This is a genomic window from Rhizobium sp. 42MFCr.1 (assembly GCF_000377185.1).
GTDB classification, from domain to species: Bacteria; Pseudomonadota; Alphaproteobacteria; order Rhizobiales; family Rhizobiaceae; genus Rhizobium; species Rhizobium altiplani.
The window spans coordinates 97,873-117,161 of record NZ_KB897829.1 but is presented as its reverse complement, the minus strand read 5'-3'; the positions used below and the strand labels follow the sequence as shown (position 1 = coordinate 117,161).

Annotated in this window: 16 protein-coding genes and 1 pseudogene; 10 read left to right on the top strand and 7 right to left on the bottom strand. The window is 59.4% G+C overall.

Annotation, left to right across the window (positions count from 1 at the left end; genetic code table 11):
- Positions 1–40 precede the first annotated feature (40 nt).
- From C934_RS0114260 to C934_RS0114250, 3 genes are all read right to left on the bottom strand, one after another.
- Complete coding sequence (locus C934_RS0114260; RefSeq protein WP_018857339.1) at positions 41–1,306, bottom strand: O-antigen ligase family protein; 1,266 nt, start codon at positions 1,304–1,306, stop codon at positions 41–43.
- Between the two features lie 10 nt (positions 1,307–1,316).
- Positions 1,317–2,588, bottom strand: coding sequence for a polysaccharide biosynthesis/export family protein (locus tag C934_RS0114255; protein WP_018857338.1), 1,272 nt, complete (start codon positions 2,586–2,588; stop codon positions 1,317–1,319).
- 76 nt (positions 2,589–2,664) lie between these two features.
- Positions 2,665–3,345 (bottom strand): sugar transferase, encoded by a 681-nt coding sequence (locus C934_RS0114250; protein ID WP_018857337.1) that lies wholly within the window; start codon positions 3,343–3,345, stop codon positions 2,665–2,667.
- A 774-nt stretch (positions 3,346–4,119) separates the two neighbouring features.
- Between C934_RS0114250 and C934_RS0114245 the strand changes: the two genes are divergently transcribed.
- Entirely contained in the window at positions 4,120–4,386 is a 267-nt protein-coding gene (locus C934_RS0114245; protein WP_018117241.1) for an exopolysaccharide production repressor protein, read from the top strand.
- Positions 4,387–4,522: 136 nt separating this feature from the next.
- Positions 4,523–5,524 carry a glycosyltransferase family 2 protein gene (locus C934_RS0114240; RefSeq protein WP_018857336.1) on the top strand — a complete coding sequence of 334 codons (1,002 nt, stop codon included), beginning with the start codon at positions 4,523–4,525 and terminating at the stop codon, positions 5,522–5,524.
- 10 nt (positions 5,525–5,534) lie between these two features.
- Here the strand turns inward: C934_RS0114240 and C934_RS0114235 are convergent, their stop codons facing one another.
- Positions 5,535–6,494, bottom strand: coding sequence for a glycosyltransferase family 2 protein (locus C934_RS0114235; RefSeq protein WP_018857335.1), 960 nt, complete (start codon positions 6,492–6,494; stop codon positions 5,535–5,537).
- A 589-nt stretch (positions 6,495–7,083) separates the two neighbouring features.
- Here C934_RS0114235 and C934_RS0114230 point away from each other — a divergent pair.
- The 7 genes and pseudogenes from C934_RS0114230 (at position 7,084) to C934_RS0114200 (ending at position 15,490) form a co-directional block, all read left to right on the top strand.
- The gene (locus C934_RS0114230) at positions 7,084–8,163 is read left to right on the top strand and encodes an acyltransferase family protein (RefSeq protein ID WP_245267955.1); all 1,080 of its coding nucleotides are present in this window, start codon (positions 7,084–7,086) and stop codon (positions 8,161–8,163) included.
- 3 nt (positions 8,164–8,166) lie between these two features.
- Entirely contained in the window at positions 8,167–8,961 is a 795-nt protein-coding gene (locus C934_RS0114225) for a glycoside hydrolase family 16 protein (protein WP_018857333.1), read from the top strand.
- Between the two features lie 38 nt (positions 8,962–8,999).
- Positions 9,000–10,148: pseudogene (locus C934_RS36450) on the top strand (glycosyltransferase); the annotation flags it as partial.
- 60 nt (positions 10,149–10,208) lie between these two features.
- Positions 10,209–11,207 carry a glycosyltransferase family 2 protein gene (locus C934_RS35155; protein ID WP_026371804.1) on the top strand — a complete coding sequence of 333 codons (999 nt, stop codon included), beginning with the start codon at positions 10,209–10,211 and terminating at the stop codon, positions 11,205–11,207.
- Complete coding sequence (locus C934_RS0114210) at positions 11,204–12,130, top strand: glycosyltransferase (RefSeq protein WP_018857331.1); 927 nt, start codon at positions 11,204–11,206, stop codon at positions 12,128–12,130. Before C934_RS35155 ends, C934_RS0114210 begins: the two co-directional genes overlap by 4 nt.
- Entirely contained in the window at positions 12,127–13,134 is a 1,008-nt protein-coding gene (locus C934_RS0114205; protein WP_018857330.1) for a glycosyltransferase family 2 protein, read from the top strand. Before C934_RS0114210 ends, C934_RS0114205 begins: the two co-directional genes overlap by 4 nt.
- A gap of 4 nt (positions 13,135–13,138) precedes the next feature.
- Positions 13,139–15,490 carry a polysaccharide biosynthesis tyrosine autokinase gene (locus C934_RS0114200; protein WP_018857329.1) on the top strand — a complete coding sequence of 784 codons (2,352 nt, stop codon included), beginning with the start codon at positions 13,139–13,141 and terminating at the stop codon, positions 15,488–15,490.
- Here C934_RS0114200 and C934_RS0114195 read toward each other — a convergent pair whose 3' ends face one another.
- On the bottom strand, positions 15,491–16,228 hold the full coding sequence (locus tag C934_RS0114195; RefSeq protein ID WP_018857328.1) for a metallophosphoesterase: 738 nt from the start codon (positions 16,226–16,228) through the stop codon (positions 15,491–15,493).
- A gap of 158 nt (positions 16,229–16,386) precedes the next feature.
- On the opposite strand from C934_RS0114195, the gene C934_RS0114190 reads away from it, so the two are divergent.
- Positions 16,387–17,487 carry a monooxygenase gene (locus C934_RS0114190; protein WP_018857327.1) on the top strand — a complete coding sequence of 367 codons (1,101 nt, stop codon included), beginning with the start codon at positions 16,387–16,389 and terminating at the stop codon, positions 17,485–17,487.
- 6 nt (positions 17,488–17,493) lie between these two features.
- On the opposite strand, the gene C934_RS0114185 is transcribed toward C934_RS0114190, so the two are convergent.
- Complete coding sequence (locus C934_RS0114185) at positions 17,494–17,958, bottom strand: RrF2 family transcriptional regulator (RefSeq protein WP_018117230.1); 465 nt, start codon at positions 17,956–17,958, stop codon at positions 17,494–17,496.
- Between the two features lie 84 nt (positions 17,959–18,042).
- A complete protein-coding gene (locus C934_RS0114180; protein ID WP_018117229.1) occupies positions 18,043–19,284 on the bottom strand; it encodes an adenylate/guanylate cyclase domain-containing protein in 1,242 nt (413 codons plus the stop codon).
- Positions 19,285–19,289 lie beyond the last annotated feature (5 nt).

Sequence of the window (19,289 nt, the reverse complement as noted above, 5' to 3'; positions counted from 1 at the left end):
TCGGAGAACCGGACCAAGCCCGGTCGAAAATGCAATGACATTATTGAGGGAGAGGCTCAGGCGACGCGTGCTGTTGCCATGAGCTCACCGCTGGTTGGCGGCGCGCTGTCGCCAGCTTTCCGGCGGCGAAATAGAAAAGAAACGTCCCGACGTTGTACGGTGTCAGAATATCGATCTCGACGAAGGAGCGGATCGTCAGCAGCACGGCGATCGAGAACAGCAGATAGGATTCGTCGTTCCTGAAATCCTCGATGACGCGGCGCAAGTGCCCCCACAAAATCCGCAACAGCATTCCTGCAAGAACGACCACGCCCGCGAGGCCCAGCTCGACGGCCGTTTCGATGTAGGTGTTGTGGAAGTGGAAGCCGCTCCGCGATCCGATGAAGAACTCTTCCCACAGGCGCTCCGGCTCCGAGAAGCCCTGAACCCAATAGGCCTGGTAGCCGATGCCGAAGACCGGATTCTGCTTTGCCGCCTCGATCCCCTGCTGCCAGAGATAGGTACGCCCGGTCAGCGTGGAATCCTTGCCGAAGATGCCGAGAACGGCATCGACCGCGCCGAGATAGACGCCAGCAACGGCGAGAATGATGACGGCGACGCCACCGCCGACGACCAGCAGCTTGCGGTGGTCGGGGGTCAGTGCGAGCACGACACGCAGCCCCATCATGAGGGCAATCACGACGGCAGTCGTCAAAACGGACGTCGCAGACTGGCAGGCGATGAGGCAGTAGGCCGATAGCAGCCCGACTATTCCCGACGCCGCCATCCAGAGGCGTCTCTCACCGAAGATAAAGACGGCCGCGAAGGAAACGATCAACCCAAGCGACGCATAGAAGCCAAGCTGGTTCTTCGAGGCGAAGGCCCCAACGAAACTGAAGGTGCCGTCCAGCGGGTCGTACTCGTAGTAGCCGAACAGCAGCGAATAGACGAGAACGATCCCCACACCGGCGATCATGCCCACCGTCAGGCTTCTGACGTCCACCACGCGGACTGCAATCAGGGCACAGATGACCTGAGTCAGGTACTGGATGCTGGCACGCAGCGAAATGCTCGGAACCGCCGACCAGAAGACCGACAGGAAGGCAAGTGCTGCGAAGGCATAGATCCAGAGATAGCGACCATGGCTGCCGAGCACCTTCTTGTAGTCCACGGCAATCAGCGGCAACCAGAGCGCATAGTAAAGCAGGATCGCCACCTGCCCGAACTTAATCGAGTAGGCGAAGCAAAAAAGTGACAGCGCCACGGCAGGGATGGCGAAATTCGCATTCCTGCCTGGCTGAATGAGCACAGATTTTGCGATCCGCATTGCGGCCTCGTTATCTCATTGCCAATCCGGCGGTGACCTTGATCAGGTCGCCGGGCTGCAGTGCCGTATTTTCCTGAACCGGAATCTCCTTCGCCTTGCCGTCGACATCGCGGACGATCGAGTAGGCGATGCTCGCAGCCCCGGTGCTGGTGTCAAAACGGGCGGCATCGGTGGATTGCGTCAATGCCTCCGCCATCAGCGAATTGCTGGTTTCGAGCTTAAGATGGAGTTCGTCTAGTTGAGCTTCGGCATTCTGAAGTTCCTGGGCAAGCTGCGCATCCCAGTCGTTCCGAAGCGTGATCTCGTCCTGATCGGCCTTGCTGATATCCTGCTTGGCCTTCAGCGAATTTGTGTCGATATCGAGAAGCGTCGCCTCGGTATCGGCAGCGCGCTGCTCGGCGGCCATCTTGCGGGCGCTGAGTGCCAGACCCTTCTCCGCAAGATCCTCGACCTTGTCGCGGTCCGCGGTCGCAAGCTGCAATTGCCGAGTCTGCGTTTCGCTCTTTTTGGCGAGGGTCTCGACCTCGCTTTGCAGCAGTTGCTTGAGGTCAGCAAGAGCCTGAAGCTGCAGCGTCAGCCGCTTCTTGCGCGTGTTCATGAGAGCCGTTTCGCTGTCAAGCAGGGGCTTCGCCTCCGGCTTGTCTTGCAGCTCCTTCGGCATTTCGATCGTATCCTGGTTCGCGATCTCCGCGCGCAACCGAGCCTGCTTCACCAGCAGGCGTGCACGGTCGGCCATGTAGACGACCGCGTCACCCTTGGCGTTGATGAAGTCGCGGGCGAAGCGTTGCCCGGCGTCCGCGCGGCGCAGGCCACCCGCGAGGCTCACGGCCTTGACGATCGTGAGATTGGGCGCGAACGGATATTCACCGGGCTTTTCAACGTCACCGGAGAGATAGACCGGCCGGAATTCCGACAGTTCCACCGAGGCAGAAGGTCGGTCTTTCAGAGCAAATTGCTTCTGCAGAGCCGAACCGATCTCCTGGGCGATCGCATCCGTCGTCTTGCCTGATGCGGGCATGTCACCGACGAAAGGCAGGGAAATGCTTCCTGAAGGCCCGACCGTATAGTCCCCACTGATAACCGACCAGTCGCGGATGCTGCCATCCGCGGTCTGCCACTCGGCCACCCGAATCCTCAGCTTGTCCATCGTTCCGAGACGATAGTCGTCTGCACTGGCAAGCGATGAGGACGCCAATAAAGCAGCAAGTCCGGCTGCGACAACAATACCGGACCTTAGCGAACGAAATCGTCGGGCCTTGCCGTCAAGAAAGCGTCTTTCCATGAACCTTCCCCGTGTCTCAGCACGACAAGCCGCAAGGCGTCGCCGCGCAGTACTGTTTTGGGTTTTGAGATGCGGCTTAGTAGCTGCCGCGTTGAGCGCATACCGCCGGGATTGTGCGTGCGATGATCACGACATCCCGAACCAGCGACCAGTTTTCGACATAGTGCGTGTCGAAGGCGACGCGGGTGGCGTAAGAAACGTCATTGCGTCCGCTGATCTGCCAGAGGCCTGTCAGGCCAGGGCGAGCTTGCAGATAATAGACGGCCGCATTCTCGTATTTTTCGAGTTCGTCTCGAACAACGGGACGCGGACCGACGACGCTCATTTCGCCGCGGATGATATTGAAGAGCTGGGGCAGCTCATCAAGGCTCAATTTGCGTAGAACGGCACCAACGGCAGTAACCCGGGGGTCATCCTGCAGCTTGCGCGTTTCACGCCACTCTTCCATGGCCTTCGGATTGACTCGCAGGTGCTCCTGCAGAACCTTGTCACCATTGGTGACCATTGTCCGAAACTTCAGGCAACGGAACTCCTGGCCATTGTGGCCGATGCGGCGATGTCCGTAGAAGATCGGCCCCCTGTCGGAGAGCTTCACAAGCAACATCACCATCAAAAAAAGCGGGCTCAGAAAGATGAGCCCGAGGCAGGCGGCGGACACATCGAATGCCCGTTTTGCGATCCCGCCAGTCGGCGGAAACACGCTCTGATGAACTGCGCCATAAAATGGCGAACTGTCCGATCTCGTCGCAGACTTCATAGAGGTAACTCCACTTATGTTTGCCGTTTGGTCGGGTAGGCTCAGGCCGCTTAGCTGGCCCTGACGAATTCGAAGTGTATGAGGTGATTTTGTTTTTTTAAGCCACAATTTTACGACTGACGCTTTACGACGTGTTTTCCCGGCCGCCGTTCAGATTTTCTGTTTTTAAGAATCCGCTGAAATAGTCATACAATTCTCTGGCGATCTCGAAATAATCTATGCGTGTACCAATAAAAGTCTGGGCCATTGCTATCGGAGCCAAAGATACTGAAGTCTAGGTCGTTCCGGCATGGTGGGAGCAATTGGTGGTTTGCACTGGCGGCTTCTCGCAAAGCAATGGATTCTATTTGTCGAAAGAGCTCTCTATTGCATTGCACCATCAGTTTTGCACTGCACTAGCAAACCGATTAAAATTAAAAACTTTGTAATAAAAGTTGAACGCACAACCCCTCCAACGCACCCGTTGTGACCGACATTGTGGCACTAATGCTTACGTGTATTGCCAAATTAGGCGCAACCAAAGATCGATGTAATCTTCTTTAATCATCTTTCGCAAAAGCCCGCGAAGGGTGACAGCGCGTGGCATTTTTACCAATAGCCGGAAGAAACCTTTAAGATCGTCGCTGTACTACGCATTTCGCAGGCGCAAAAAACGTCTCCAGACCTTCAGTTGAAACAGGAAGTCCTGTAAAACATTATCCTAGGAAGGATCCCGGTGGCGCTTTCGTCTTCGATAATTGTTCGTTGAAGAAGCTCCGATGGAGGAGGCAACAGATGTATGCACCTCGCGTTATCTTCAGCATGCTCGGCGCATTGGCCGTATTTGCTGTGGCGACGTATTGGCTGAGCGGTTCCCTCGCTGGCACCGCGATCAAGACCGCAATTTGCGCCGTCCTGCTTCAGGCCGGCTACTTTGGCGGCGTGCTTTACCTTGTCTGGAAGGAATCCAGGAGCCGCACGATTCGCCCCGCCGTAAAGCGCGAAGAAGCGGAAAAAATGCCTGTGTCGCCCTTCAAGGGCTCCGAGCCGTTCAATCGCTAAGCATCGCAATTCGTACCGCGGCCGTGCCTGTCCGGCATGGAAGGCATCCTCACCCCGTAACATCATTTGAACGGCCGCCCGTTGTCCGCCACACTTTGACGTCCTAGTTGTTGAGCGAAAACAACGGAGGCTACGCGTGGCAGAAACGGCAAGCATTTGCGTCATCATCGCAGCCAAGAACGCGGCGGACACGATAGAAACCGCCGTAAGATCGGCGCTTCGGGAGCCCGAAGTGACCGAAGTGGTGGTCGTCGATGACGGCTCCAGCGACGGCACGGCAGGGGCCGCGAGACGTGCGGACGACACCAGCGGAAGGCTGAATGTCGTCAGATTCGATCAGAACAAGGGCCCCTCTGCCGCCCGCAACCACGCCATCGACATCTCTTCGGCACCCCTGATCGCAATCCTCGATGCGGACGACTTCTTCTTCGAGGGCCGCTTTCGCCAGATGCTTGTGGAGGACGACTGGGAGTTCGTTGCCGACAACATCGCCTTTGTCGATGCCGATACAGCAAGCCAGGCGCCCCAGCGCCTACAGCAATTTGCCGCAAGCCCGCTCTTCCTCGACCTGTCCACCTTTGTCGACGGCAACATTTCCAAGCGTGGCGTTCGGCGCGGCGAGATTGGCTTCCTTAAGCCGATCATGCGACGCGCCTTCCTGGACAAGTACGGCCTGCGTTACCGCGAGGAGATGCGGCTTGGAGAGGATTACGACCTCTACATCAGGGCGCTGGCGCTCGGCGCGCGCTACAAGGTGATCCACAGCTGCGGCTACGGGGCGGTCGTGCGCGGAAATTCGCTCAGCGGTCGACACCGCACCGAAGATCTTCGTCGCCTCTACGAGGCCGATCGCGTGCTGCTGGCATCGTCAAGATTGCCGCCTGAGGCCGCCGATGCTGTGCGTCGGCACGAGCGGCACGTGCGCGGCAAATATGAGCTGCGGCGGTTCCTCGACATCAAATCACAATCGGGCCCGCTGGCGGCCATCGCCTATATCGCAACGCACCCAACCGCCTTCCCGCCCATTGCGACGGGCATCCTGATGGACAAGACCGAGCGCCTGCGAAATCCGGGTGGCGTTTCCGTCACCGCGCAAGGCGATGGCTTGCGATATCTTCTGAGCGCCCCAGCCAAGTAGCCGGGTTCGACTATCTGGAAAACTTGGCCGCCGCCAGCTGCAGCGCGCTCTGAAGCAATCGGGGATCGCGTGCCGCCCAGCGTGCGAGCAGCCGGAAATCCGGCTTCTTGCGGCGACGCAGAAGGCCGATCTGGCTCCAGATCGCCTGCTTTCGGGCGGTGTTCTTGTGCTCCTTGATCGTCTCCACCTCCCGCGGTCGGCGAGAGAAGCGGCTCTCCAGCTGGTCGAGCGCCATCCAGGTGATGAACTGCTGCTTGAGAAACTCCGGCGAGGCGTTGTCGACACCGTGGAAGATGTTGATGCCCTCGCCGCGCAGCGCCCCAGGCTCGCCGCAGAGCAGCACCTGTTTCGCGGCAATGATGCAATCGCAAAAGAACAGAACGTCCTCGGCCGCCAAGCGCAGGGCCGCGTCGAAACGAACCTTCTCGAACAGCGGCTGGCCGATGACCATGCAGGACATGTGCAGGAAGGCCCAGTTCTTCAGCATGACGCCCGCGAGGTCAGGCACGTCGAGGATTAGCGGCTTGCTCAGGAGACGCCGCGCCCCCTCCTCTTTCTCGAGAGCGGCGATACCAAAATGGTAGTCGAACTCCTCGCCCCCTTCGATGGACGCCCAGTAGCAGTCGCCACCGAAAGCCTCCATCGCCTTGGCTGCATTGGCCAAATGATTGGGCGTCCAGACATCGTCGGAGTCGAGAAAGGCAACATATCGCGTCGCCTCCGGCACATGATCGAGTCCCGTGTTCCGGGCACCGCCCGGTCCGGCATTCGGCTGGGCGATCACCGTGACACGCGCCCTATCCTCCTCCGACAGCGACGCTAGGTCCGCATGAGGAGAGCATGGCGACTGGTCGTCGACGACGATGACATCAACATCCTTGAAGCTTTGCGAGAAGACCGACGCCAGGGCGCGGCTGAGAATGCCGTCCTGACGCTGGTAGAAGGGGATGATGATCGTGAAGGTCGCCATACGCTCTCCTTGAGATACGCGAAGTGATGTTTTCCGCCCCTGACGCATCTAGGGGTGAATGAAAGCGCAGCAAGTCTGCTGCACTGCAAAATGATGACGTTCATTTCGGCCGAAGTTTGTCAAAGCGGGTGATCTGAGCGGGTCGTCCCAAACTGTATCGGAACGAAACGGCCGTTCAGTCCCAAGCCGCAATTCGGCCACGATCGGAGCAATTCGTCAGCCTCGCGTTGTAACAATCGTTCACTAGTCAACAAAAACTTTCAGGCCCCGCGGCGCATAAAGAACCCAGAAATTGATGAATATCATCATGTTATGAAATGCACTGCTCACGTTGACGTTGAGCTCGATTCGGCAGACCCCTGCGTAGGCGTTTTCCCATACTGAGCCAGGACAGAACGACTGTTACGAAGTGGGACCGCCGATCACTTTTTGCTGCAGTGCCATATTTTCTTCCGGGAATCCGCCGTAGCTTTCTCGGCGCGGGCTCGAGTCTGCTCTGATTGAAAACGGTCGCAAGGGGAGGTGCGGCCCAAAAGGGGTGACTGATAACGTGAATGTTGATGCGAATGTATCGTCGCGGATCAATCTGATGCGCATCGTGCTCATTTCGGGCATTGTGTTTGTTCACATACCGTTCGATGCCGCCAGCAGTCCCTACGACGGGACCTACGGCGCATTTGACTGGATTCGGGTTTTCCTGACGGAGGCGCTCTTTCGCGTCGGCGTTCCCTGCCTGAGCGCGATCTCGGGCTATCTGCTGTTTCGCGGCGGACAGGAAAACTTCAGCTACAGGAAAACCGTGCGCACGAAAGTGCAGACGGTGTTCCTGCCATACTTGCTCTGGAACTGCGCGTTCATTGCAGCGATCATTCTGGCGACCAGTGTCGGCATCGGTGACGGCTATCTGCCTGATCCGCTGAACGCGTCCGGCCGCGATCTCATGACGCAAGTGCTGGCAGTGGAGAATTTTCCTGACAATGTGCCGCTCTACTTCCTCCGCGATCTCTTCGTCTGCATCCTGCTTTCACCGATCCTCGCGTGGCCGATCAGCCGTGCGCCGATTTTGACGTTGACCGCCTTGCTGGTGATCGCGCTGATTCCGGAGCTGTCGATCTACATCGTTCTCAAGCGCTCGATCCTCTTCAGCTTCAGTCTCGGCATCTTCATTGCCCTGCAGCAGTTCGACTTGAAGGCTCTCGATCGCTTTGCGCCGGTTGGCGTCTTTCTCTTGCTCGCCGCCTCGGCGCTCCTCGCAACGGCGATCTTCTTCACGGGCCCGTCCTTGCCGGACTGGGTGCAATTGTTTCGCAACGCGCTAGCAATCGTCGGCGCTCTTGGCTTCTGGCTGCTATCGGCGCCGCTGATCAAGACGCAACTCGGCCAACGGCTCGCGAAAACGGGAAGCCTGAGCTTCTGGATCTTCTGCGCCCACTATCCGCTACTCGTCTTTTTCTGGATCCTATGGGGCAAGTCGGACCTGAGCTTCTACCCGCTCTTCTTCGTTCTGTCTTTCGCGCTGCTGTTTCCGTTTCTCACGTTCTCGAACGGGCTCTGCCGGAAGAATTTTCCGCGGCTCTACGCAATCCTGACGGGTGGCAGAACCAAACGGTCCGCAAAACCGACGTCGCCGCACGACGTCTCCCCCGAACTTGCTACACAGCAAAGGTGACACATGACGACCCAAATCGCCCATGCGCGAAAACTTTGCCTCGGCCTGATCGCCATTACGGCAGCCTGCGCTTCAGCGCTGCCGGCTTCAGCACAGCAGGCATCCGGAAAGTCCTTCGTCGACGATTTCGACAAGATCAACCATGGCTTCTGGTACGTTTCTGACGGCTGGAACAACGGCGCCCACCAGAATTGCACCTGGTCGAAGAACAACGCGAAGGCCGAGGACGGCGCCCTTCAGCTTTCGTTCGCCGACGGAAAATCGAACGACCGCAACTACTTGTGTGGTGAGATCCAGACGACCAAGCGTTACAGCTACGGCACCTACGAAGCCCGCATCAAGGCTGGAACAGGCTCGGGGCTGAACTCCGCTTTCTTCACCTATATCGGTCCAGCCGACAAGCAGAAGCACGATGAGATCGACTTCGAAGTGCTGGGCAAGAACACCGGCGAGGTGCAGGTGAACCAGTATGTGCAGGCCAAGGGTGGCAACGAGAAACTCGTTCCGGTCGGCAACAAAGCCGATGAGGGCTTCAATGACTATGCCTTTATCTGGGAAAAGGATCGACTGCGTTACTACCTGAACGGCAAGCTTGTTCAGGACGTTACTGATCCGTCGAAGATACCGTCCAACCCGCAGAAGATCTTCTTCAGCCTATGGGGTTCCGACACACTTTCGAACTGGATGGGGCGCTTCAACTACACGAAGCCAACCACTCTCAGCGTTGACCGCGTGGCCTTCACCGCGCTCGGCGACAAGTGCCAGTTCCCTGAATCGATCGCATGCACGCTCAACTGACCAGCGCGGGCCAAGCCCATACAGCAAAAGGAACGTCGATGCTCAAAGTGCTCTACCTCGTGCACGACCTGGCAGATCCGGCCGTCAGACGGCGGGTGCTGATGCTGCGCGAGGGCGGCGCCGAGGTCGTGCTTGCCGGTTTCCGCCGCGGCGAGAACCGGCTTGCGGAAGTGCATGGCGTCACGCCGATCGAGCTTGGACGCACGGCCGATGCCAAATTTGCGCAGCGCATGAGCGCCGTCGCAAAGGCGATGACCGGCCTCAAGGCTCTGTTGAAGAACGTAGAGAAGCCCGATCTCATCATCGGCCGCAATCTGGAGGCACTGGCCGTCGCGCACAAAGCCAACACGCTTTTCGGTGGCAGCGTTCCCGTTGTCTACGAATGCCTGGATATCCATCGCCTTCTGCTGCGCGACGACGTGGTCGGCAAGGCGATCCGCCGCGCAGAGGCGCATTTCGGCAGGAATGCCAAGCTCATTCTGACCAGCTCTCCGGCTTTCATCGAGAACTATTTCAATCCTCGCTCCGGCGTCAAAGCCGAGATGCTTCTGATCGAGAACAAGGTCATCGCCCTTGACGAAGCCGCTATCGAGCCGGCATTTGGCCGTCCCCTGCAGCAACCGGGCGAGCCGTGGAAGATCGGCTGGTTCGGTGCGCTTCGCTGCCGCAAGTCGCTCGGCCTTCTTGCCGAATTCTCGCGCCGCATGGAAGGCAAGGTCGAGATCGTTCTGCGTGGTCGCCCCGCCTACTCGGAGTTCGAGGATTTCGATGCCTTCGTGCGCGACGAGCCCTATCTTCGTTTCGAAGGCCCCTATCGCAATCCCGAGGATTTGCGGGCGATCTACGACGACGTCCATTTCTCCTGGGCGATCGATTTCTTCGAGGACGGCCTCAATTCGAGCTGGCTCCTGCCGAACCGGCTCTATGAGGGATGCCTGTATGGCGCCGTGCCGATTGCCCTCGAAGGCACGGAGACCGCGCGCTTCCTCCAGTCACGCGACATCGGCCTAGAGCTTTCCGAAGCCAACGTTTCGCAGCTCGCAGAGTTGTTCGAAACCATGACAGGCGAGCGGCACCGCGCATTGAGCGAGGCCGTCGCCGCCAAGGATCGCAAGATCTGGCTTGCCGACCGCAGCGATTGCGCGGCCCTCGTCGCAAGCCTTTCCCGCCTTGTCCCGGCAACCGCAGAGAGGGGCGGTGCCGGCGCAATCATTCCAACAAGCGTGTCTCCAGAAGGGTGGACAACCATGAAGCCTGATGTCGGTGCCAGCGTCTCCAGTCTCATCATCATTCCCTGCCTGAACGAAGAGAAGCATATCGAGGCGTTGCTCGCCAAATTGAGCCTCGAAATCGATCACATGGATGCCCGGATCGTCGTCGCCGACGGCGGCAGCACGGATGCGACACGCGACATCGTCGCCCGCATCAGCGCTGCCGATCCGCGGATCGTGCTCTTGCACAATCCCCGACGGATCCAGAGTGCGGCGGTCAATCTCGCGGTTCAGACCTTTGGCCGTGACTACGACTACCTGATCCGGATCGACGCACACGGCGATTACCCCGCCGATTACTGCCGACGCCTCGTTCAGGAGGCCGTGCTCACCCAGGCGGACTCCGTCGTGGTCGCCATGGAAACGGTCGGCTTCGGCGTCTTCCAGAAGGCAACTGCCTTTGCTCAGAATTCCAAACTCGGGAATGGCGGTTCCAAGCATCGCGAGGGCGCCAAGGGGCATTGGACCAATCACGGCCATCACGCGCTGATGCGCATCGCGGCCTTCGACGCGGTCGGCGGCTACGATGAAACCTTCAGCCACAACGAGGATGCGGAGCTCGACTACCGCCTGAAGCAGGCGGGCTTCGGCATCTGGATGACCGACAAGACGCGAATGACCTACTATCCGCGCTCGACCATTTCGACGTTGTTCCGCCAATATCTTGGCTATGGCAGAGGTCGCGCGAAGAACATCCTGAAGCACGGCAGCATGCCCAATCTTCGGCAGATGCTCCCGCTTCTCGTCGTTCCGGTCTTTATCGGCGCATTTCTTGCCGTTCTGAACTGGGCGGCCGTTATCCCATTCAGCCTCTGGGCCGTCGCATGCGTCGGCTACGGCTTCTGGATGGCCATCGGCCACAAGAATCCATACGGCCCGCTTGCCGCTGTTTCGGCAATGGTGATGCACTTCGCCTGGTCTGCCGGTTTCTGGATGGAGCTTCTGAGCTTCCGCGGCAGAAAGGTCTCTTCATGAACGACATGCCCCCCCTGCAGATCGATATCGGCATTTGCACTTACCGCCGCGCTTCGCTTGACGAAGCGCTGCTTTCGCTTGCGGTCCTCGCGGTGCCCGATGGAGCAACGCTGCGGATCATCGTCGCCGACAACGACAAGGTTCCGAGCGCCAAGGAACGGGTCGATGCGCTTCGTCCGACCATTCCGCATGAAATTGCCTATGTGCACTGCCCGGCATCGAACATTTCGATTGCCCGCAATGCATGCCTGGAAAATGCGACAGGCGATTTCCTTGCCTTCATCGACGATGATGAGGATGCCAGTGAGGAATGGCTGGTGGAATTGCTTGCCGTTGCCAGGAAGACCAAGGCGGATGCGGTGCTTGGCCCCGTCCGCAGCGTCTACTCGCCCACGGCGCCGAACTGGATGCGCGAGGGCGACTTCCACTCGACCCTGCCCGTATGGGTCTGCGGTGAAATCCGCACCGGTTACACCTGCAACGTCCTTCTTCGCCTCGATTCGCCCCATGTGGTCGGGCGCCGCTTCAACCTTGCACTTGGGCGCACCGGCGGCGAGGACACGGAGTTCTTCAGCCACATGCATGCCGATGGCGGCGGGATTGCCTTTGCACCCGAGGCCTATGTTTATGAACCGGTGACCGAAAGCCGCGCTGGCCTGTCCTGGCTTGCCAAGCGCCGCTTCCGCTTCGGCCAGACGCATGGGCGGCTGCTCCAGGAAAAGAACGCCGGCCTGCAGCGGCTAAAGCAGATCGGCATGGCCGCTGCCAAGGCGGTCTTCTGCTATGCCGCCGCGCTTGCCTGCGTCTTTTCTCCGGTTCCGCGGTATCGCTACGCCCTTCGCGGCCTCATGCATACCGGCGTGGTGAGTGGCCTGCTCGGCGTTCGTGAGATTCGTCAGTATGGAACGGCGGAGGCTGCATGACGCAAACCCAGCCCGACGTCAGCTTCATCGTCGCTGCCTACAATGCCGAGGAGACGCTCGCCAAGGCGATCGACAGCGCCCTTGCACAAGAGGGCGTGTCGGTTGAGGTGATCGTCGCCGATGACTGCTCAACGGACGAGACGAGAACCATTGCGGAAAGTTACGCGAACAAGGGCGTGAAGCTCCTGGCGCTTGGGCGCAATGGTGGGCCGGCGGCAGCGCGCAATGCCGCGTTGTCGGCTGCAACCGGGCGGTGGCTTGCAGTGCTCGACTCCGACGACACGGTCGAGCCGCAGCGTTTGCAGCGCATGATCAAGCGCGCAGAGAATGCCGGTGCCCAGATTGCCGTCGACAATCTCCGTGTCATTCGCGCCGACGGCACGCCGCCGGAGACGATGTTTATCCAGCAGTCGTTGGCCGAGACACCTGAGCTGACGCTTCCGATATTCATACGATCGAATGCCCTTTTTCAGACAACGCATAACTTTGGTTATCTCAAGCCGATCTTTCAGCGCGCCTTTATCGAACAGCATGGACTTCGCTTCAACGAAGCCCTCAAGGTCGGTGAGGACTATCTGTTTCTCGCCTCGGCCATGGCGCTTGGTGGGCGTTGCGTGATCGAGCCTATCCCTGGCTACGACTATCAGATTCGTGAGGGATCGATTTCACGCGTTCTTGCCCTTCATCACATCGATGCCATGATCGAGGGTGATAAGGCCTTCCTTCGAGATCACACGCTGGATGCGGAGGCGGCGGCCGCACAGGAGTTTCGCGAACAAAGCCTCCGCCGGGGCCGCGCATTCCTCATCCTCGTACAGAACATCAAAGACCGGTCGATCTCCGGAGCGATCAAGACGGCCTGGAGCAATCCGTCGGCGTTGGCCCATCTCAGGATGCCAATCGCCATTCGGATCAATCGCGCACTCGCGCCGCTTCGCCACTTGGTAAGCCCTCGGACCGACCTTACAGCCATCGATGGCGTGACCCGCTCCCGCAAAGGATAGAGCCATGAACCAACGGAACCTGACCTTGCACAGCACTCTGCCCAAAGCGGCCGACGATTCCGATTCCTTCATCGACATCGATCGCCTGATTGCCATCCTGATCCGGCGCGCCGGATCAATCGCGCTCTGCGTTGCCGCAACCGTGACGCTCGCCGTCATCTTTCTGCTCCTCGCGACCCCGCAATATACGTCGATGACGCAGATCCTGCTCGATGACGACATCGCGAAATACGCGCAGGATCCGACGCCGGCCGCCAGCTCGCAGCAGGTCGACATGCAGATCGCCAGCGCCGTCGAAATTCTCAAGTCGAACGAACTTGCGCTTCGCGTCGTCGATGCCGAGAAACTTCAGGACAATTCGACAATCCTTGACCCTTCGAAGTCGCCAGTTGAGCTAGTCAAGTCCGGCGTGAAGCTGATCGTCAGCGCCTTGGCGCCCGGCGGTCCGCCGGTAACGGAAGACGATGCGCGCAACGGCCGCCGCCAGAAGGCGGCCGCCCTGCTGCAGGAGGCCGTGGCGGTATCGCGGGTCAATCGCAGCTCCGTTCTCGCGGTTTCCTTCCGTTCGACCGACAAGCTTCTGGCACAACGGATCACCAAGGCGTACGCCACCGCCTACCTGAACGATCAGCTGAACGCCAACTTCGACGCCACGGAAAGCGCCTCGGTGTGGCTGCAGCAGCGCCTTGCGGATCTTCGCGAGCGGTCGCAGCAGGCTGCCCTCGATGTCGCGAAGTTCAAGTCCGACAACGGCCTCACGTCGGCCAATGGCGAACTGATGTCTGAACAGCAGCTTGCCGACCTGAACAAGCAACTGATCGTCGCCCAGGCAGACAGTGCCAGCGCGTCGGCCCGCTACAGCCAGTTCAAATCGATCATCGACCTTGGTCCGGAGAGCGCTGTGAACAACGCCGCGATCTCGTCAGGCCAAGCGGATAATACCGTGATCAAGGATTTGCGCACGCGTTACGCCGCGGTGAACAAGCGCGAGCAGGAGGTTACAACCAACTTCGGGGAAGACCATCCGCAGGCCGTCGCTTTGCGTGCCGAAAAGCAGGACCTGACCCGCCAGATCTATCAGGAACTGCAGCAACTGACGGCCAGCTACCACAACGAATCCGAAGTCGCGCGCGTACGCGAGGCCTCGCTCCGCCAGAACATCGAACACCTGACTGGCAAGAATTCGGAGGCCGACAGGTCGCTCGTCCAACTCAACGATCTCGAGCAGCGCGCGACCGCCCTGAAGACCCTTTATGAATCCTACCTCGGCAAATACGAGGAAGCCTCGCAGCAACAGTCCTTCCCGATCGCCAAGGCTCGCGTCATCTCTGAAGCCGGCGTGCCGGCATCGCCGTCCAGCCCGAAAAAGACCATGACGCTTGGCCTCGCCATCGTTCTCGGCCTGATGGCCGGGGGTGGACTTACGGCGTTCCAGGAATTCCGTGAACGGTTCTTCCGTGTCGAAGGCGATGTCAGGACGATCCTTGGCCTCAAGTTCCTCGGCTACCTGCCGCTCATCGGCAAGGCGCCGCGGGAGGGTAAGATCTTCCGGCCGCGCACCAATCCGCCGGTCGAAGCCGCCGAAGCAGAGTCGGATGCAACCTTCGAACGCATCATGCGCGTCGTCCTCGAGGCCCCACGCTCGGTCTTCGCCGAAACGCTGCGCAACGCGAAGCTTGCAAGCGACGTCATGTTCCTGGGCAAGTCGGACCGCGTCATCGGAGTCGTCTCGGCGATGCCGGGAGAAGGCAAGTCGACCACGGCGGCCAATTTCGCAGCACTTCTTGCCTCCAGCGGCAAGCGCACGCTGCTGATTGACGCCGACCTGCGCAATCCGGGCCTGACCCGTATGCTGCGGAACCCACCGCAACAGGGTCTTGTCGAAGCTGTCCTCGGTGAGGTTCCGTGGGCGAGTGCCGTCAAGATCGATCCGATAACGAAGCTCGCGATCCTGCCGGTTCTGCCGAACGATCACCTTATGCACACGAGCGAACTGCTTGCTTCGCAGGGCATGTTCAATCTGATGGAAAATGCCCGCAAGATGTTCGACTACATCGTGGTCGACCTTGCACCGCTCGGCCCTGTTATCGACGCCAAGGCGTTTGCTCCGCAGGTAGACGGCTTCCTGTTTGTGACCGAATGGGGCTCGACACCGACATCAGTCGTGCGCGACCTTCTGAATTCCGAGCCGCAGATCAAGTCGAAGATTCTGGGTGTGATCCTCAACAAGACCGACATGACGGAACTCGGCAAGTTCACCAACTTCGGCGGCACTGAACGCTACCGCCACAAATATGTGAGCTACTACACCGAAGAGACGTCAAGGAAGCGGGAGCCCGCAGAAGCCGGCGCCTGATCACGTCTGGAAGAGATGCACGCGCCCTCTCCACAGTCTGGCAACCGTAAGTCTGCCGCTGTGGAAGGCGCCTGTATCAAGGTTGAGCCTCATCGGCAGGACCTCGGGCTCATCGTTCGGCGTATGGCCATGAACGATCACTTTCGGCAGCGGCCGGCTGCTCTCGAAAAAGCGATGGCGGATGAAAACGAGATCCTCGTCGCTTTGCGCATCGATCGGCAGCATCGGATCGATGCCGGCATGAACGAACAGAACATTCGGCGTGTCGACGAAGATCGGCAGGGATCGCAGGAAATCTATGTGCGGCTTCGGTATTGACTGCTTGATGTAGCCCACGAGCTTGGCGGCGTTCGGAAAAACCAGCGGCAGTTGTTCCGGATCGAGCCCGTAGGAGCGTAGCAGCGCATCCGACCCCATCCGCATCCAATCCGAGAAGGAAACCAGACCGTCGAGATAGTCGAGCATCGTGGTCTCGTGGTTCCCGGTCAGGCAGATGCGGTCGAAATTCGCCGCTGGAGGCATCATCAGGTGCGAGATCACCTGTGCCGATGAGGGGCCGCGATCAATGTAGTCACCGAGCGTGATGATAAGCTTGCGCCCCGGGATCACGGCAGCGTCGTCAATGATGGCCTGCTCCGCCTTCAGCAGCAGGTCGTACCTGCCATGAATGTCACCGATGGCGTAGATCGGAATGTCGCCGGGATCCAGTTTCAGCCGCTCATGGACTGTTGAAGGCATGTTGAACCTCTCATTGCGGACAGCGAAGCGTCGCACGCTTCGCATTAGTGCAATCAAGCGACAATAAAATTCAATCGCTCGTGCATTCGTAGAAAAACGCGCCTTATCATTGCACCCGCGATCCAGCAATCCTAGAGGCGCAACTGATAGGAGAAGCGATGGGAACCGTATCGCGGTTTCAAGACCGGACAAGACCAGCCGCGCACCGTATCGAAAGCGAGGAAGAGGCGATAGCCACCGCGCGCCGCCTTGCCGCGGACTTTGCGCTGCAGGCGAGCGAGCGTGACATCAACCGGGTGTTTCCTCGCGCGGAGCTCGACGCCCTTTTCCAGTCGGGACTGACGGCCGTGACCGTGCCGCCTGAGAACGAGGGGCTGGACGTCGGCAATGCGCTTCTCGGCGAGATCGTTGCCATAATCGCTGAAGGCGATTCTTCCATCGGGGAGTGCCTCGAACGCCATTTCACGGTGCTCGAGGAACTCCGGAGTGAACAGAATGAAGAGCGAAAGGCACTCTTCTTCGCTCACGTCCTTGCCGGCGATCATTTCGTCGCAGCAGCTTTTCCCGAAGCCGGTGCGGCTGTTCCCTCCGGCCTCCATTATCAATTAAGCGGCCGGAGCTTGCGTGCGCCCGGCATCCTCTTTGCCGATTGGATCGCTGTCGACGCGACTGACACGCAAGGGCAATCGGTTCGCTTCTACCTTCCCCGCGAAGCCGCGGGCCTGCAGATCATCGATGACTGGGATGGTTTCGGGCAACGGACGAATGGCGCCGGAACCGCTGTCGCCCAAGGTGTCACCGGGAACGCCGAAGAGACGGACAATCAACGGCAACGCCACTCGACCAGTTCGGCGCTGGCCGCCCTACTCCATGCAGGCACGGACCTCGGCATTGCCCGGGCCGCGCTCGCCAACCTCCGGGAGGCGCCGCTCTCAGCCAGCATCGGCAAGCTTGCCCTTTCCGTGCAGGCGACTGCAGCGCTCCTGGAAAGCGCCGGCAACAAACTCGATTTTTCCCAGGTCGGCCCATCGACCGGCGCGGTCGAACTCGCGTTCTTCTCCGCTTCAGCTGCCAAGATCATGGCAAGCAGGACGGCCCTGGAAGTCGCCAACGCACTGTTCGAGCTGTCGGGCTCCGGCGCGACAAGCATCGGCCGGAATCTCGATCGACATTGGAGAAATGCGCGAATTCGCGCGAATGATGCGGCCGACGACGATCTTTACCGGGCGGCAGCAGAGCATTATTTTGGCGGTAGCTGATGCTGCTTAGTTGGCAACCGAGATAGCGACTTCCTCGTCCGCATCGTCCAGCTTGCTGCCCGACGCGACGAACTGCTCAAGCGTCATATTGTCAAGAATGTCTGCGATCGCATCGCGGACCTCGGTCATGGAGCGCCGCACCTGACAGTTTTCGGGATCGGAACAGTCGTCGCAGGCTTCGTAAGCTGTACGGCTCGCACAGCGAATAGGCGCCAAAGGCCCGTCAAGCGTGCGGATGACGTGGCCAATGCGAATTTCAGACGCCGGACGCGACAGCGAGTACCCGCCACCGGGGCCCTTTTTCGACCGAAGAATGCCGACATTTCGCAATTCGAGAAGAATCGTATCCAGGAATTTCTTCGGAATGTTGTTGCGCGAAGCAACGTCATTGATGAAGGCGGTTTCCCCCGGCGCAAGCCGCGCCAAGTCAACCAGCGCCTTCAGCCCATACTTTCCCTTTTTCGTCAGCATTTCTTGTTGCCTTACGCCCCCGTACTCTCCATCCCCATTATTCAGCAAATAACGCCAAAACCGTGAACACACAACAAATAGCTATTATTTATATAGTTTATATTCGCCTTCTGCTCGCCCCGGGAACGACTCCGGAAGGCGAAAGAGCTCGACCTTCTCCGAGAAGCCCTTGAGCGCGTGCCAGCCCACCGAGACGGCCTCGGCCTGAGCCTCGCACCGGAATGCATCGGACATCAGGAGCGGGACGCGAAGATCTCCGCATGCCGTTTGGATGCGGCTGACCAGATTCACGTCGGGACCGATCAACGTGAAATCGAGGCGGCGACCGGATCCGATATTGCCGTAGCTGACTTCGCCATGGTGCAGGGCGATCCCGACGTTGAGAGCGATATCGCCGAACTCGAATTTATCGATCTCACGCAGAATGTCCTTGGCGGCGATCAATGCCGAAGCGCTACTGCGGGCCGGATCATAGCCAGGAAAGAACGCAAGGACGGCATCGCCCATAAATTTCAGAACTTCGCCGCCTTCGCGCGTGATGGCGGGAATGACCTTGTCGAAATAGGCGTTGAGCAACTCGAGCACGCTGTTGCTTGGCAGCCTGTTGGATATCTCCGTGAACCCGCGCAGATCGCAAAGCAGAAGAGCCGCCTCAATGGACTCGATCTCGCCCTGCCGGACTCGCCCGGCAAGGATGCGCTGCGCTGTGAGCGGACCGATATAGGTGTCGAGCAGGCTGAGTTCGACTTGACGCATCACCCGCAATTCGCAGGTGTTGCGCAACGCCGGGAGGATCCGCTCGAGAGCCTGGATTTCGGCAGGTGTAAAGCCGCCGGGCCGCCGGGTCCCGAAGGCAGCCGCGCTCACCGGCCCGTCGGCATTGCAAAGAGGCGCGATCATCAATTGCACGAGGCCACGGCCTGCAAAGATATCGATATCCTGCCAGCGGCCGTGCATGCTGTCACCCAGCCCGACAACCAGCGGCTCGCGGCTGTCCATGACCTTGCGCAAAGGACTGCTGGCAAAGGTCTGGCGCGCGCTGTGTTCGCGATCGTGGATCTCGACCGGATCGCCCGGAGCCCAGGCAAGCGTACGGCCAATCAGTTCCGGATGAAGCGTCATGAGATGAAGCGTCATGCGATCGATAGGCAGTCCGAGTGCCAGTAGGCGGCGGCCGAGGGTGGAGATCAGGCCGGGCTCATCGAGCGCATGGCATTCATCGCCGGAGAGCCACTCGATCAACGACAGCAGCGAGTTTGTATTGCCTGCTACGCGATCTGTCTTTGAGGGGCGGGTCTCGGTTTCGATTTGGAGGATGCGGTTCATGGCGT

What these genes read in the sequence shown, in the direction of transcription:
- C934_RS0114205 (WP_018857330.1), top strand. Translation starts at nt 12,127, where the DNA reads ATGACGCAAACCCAGCCCGACGTCAGCTTCATCGTCGCTGCCTACAAT.
- C934_RS0114245 (WP_018117241.1), top strand. Translation starts at nt 4,120, where the DNA reads ATGTATGCACCTCGCGTTATCTTCAGCATGCTCGGCGCATTGGCCGTA.
- C934_RS0114180 (WP_018117229.1), bottom strand. Translation starts at nt 19,284, where the DNA reads ATGAACCGCATCCTCCAAATCGAAACCGAGACCCGCCCCTCAAAGACA.
- C934_RS35155 (WP_026371804.1), top strand. Translation starts at nt 10,209, where the DNA reads ATGAAGCCTGATGTCGGTGCCAGCGTCTCCAGTCTCATCATCATTCCC.
- C934_RS0114200 (WP_018857329.1), top strand. Translation starts at nt 13,139, where the DNA reads ATGAACCAACGGAACCTGACCTTGCACAGCACTCTGCCCAAAGCGGCC.
- C934_RS0114250 (WP_018857337.1), bottom strand. Translation starts at nt 3,345, where the DNA reads ATGAAGTCTGCGACGAGATCGGACAGTTCGCCATTTTATGGCGCAGTT.
- C934_RS0114225 (WP_018857333.1), top strand. Translation starts at nt 8,167, where the DNA reads ATGACGACCCAAATCGCCCATGCGCGAAAACTTTGCCTCGGCCTGATC.
- C934_RS0114185 (WP_018117230.1), bottom strand. Translation starts at nt 17,958, where the DNA reads ATGCTGACGAAAAAGGGAAAGTATGGGCTGAAGGCGCTGGTTGACTTG.
- C934_RS0114190 (WP_018857327.1), top strand. Translation starts at nt 16,387, where the DNA reads ATGGGAACCGTATCGCGGTTTCAAGACCGGACAAGACCAGCCGCGCAC.
- C934_RS0114255 (WP_018857338.1), bottom strand. Translation starts at nt 2,588, where the DNA reads ATGGAAAGACGCTTTCTTGACGGCAAGGCCCGACGATTTCGTTCGCTA.
- C934_RS0114210 (WP_018857331.1), top strand. Translation starts at nt 11,204, where the DNA reads ATGAACGACATGCCCCCCCTGCAGATCGATATCGGCATTTGCACTTAC.
- C934_RS0114235 (WP_018857335.1), bottom strand. Translation starts at nt 6,494, where the DNA reads ATGGCGACCTTCACGATCATCATCCCCTTCTACCAGCGTCAGGACGGC.
- C934_RS0114195 (WP_018857328.1), bottom strand. Translation starts at nt 16,228, where the DNA reads ATGCCTTCAACAGTCCATGAGCGGCTGAAACTGGATCCCGGCGACATT.
- C934_RS0114230 (WP_245267955.1), top strand. Translation starts at nt 7,084, where the DNA reads ATGCGCATCGTGCTCATTTCGGGCATTGTGTTTGTTCACATACCGTTC.
- C934_RS0114260 (WP_018857339.1), bottom strand. Translation starts at nt 1,306, where the DNA reads ATGCGGATCGCAAAATCTGTGCTCATTCAGCCAGGCAGGAATGCGAAT.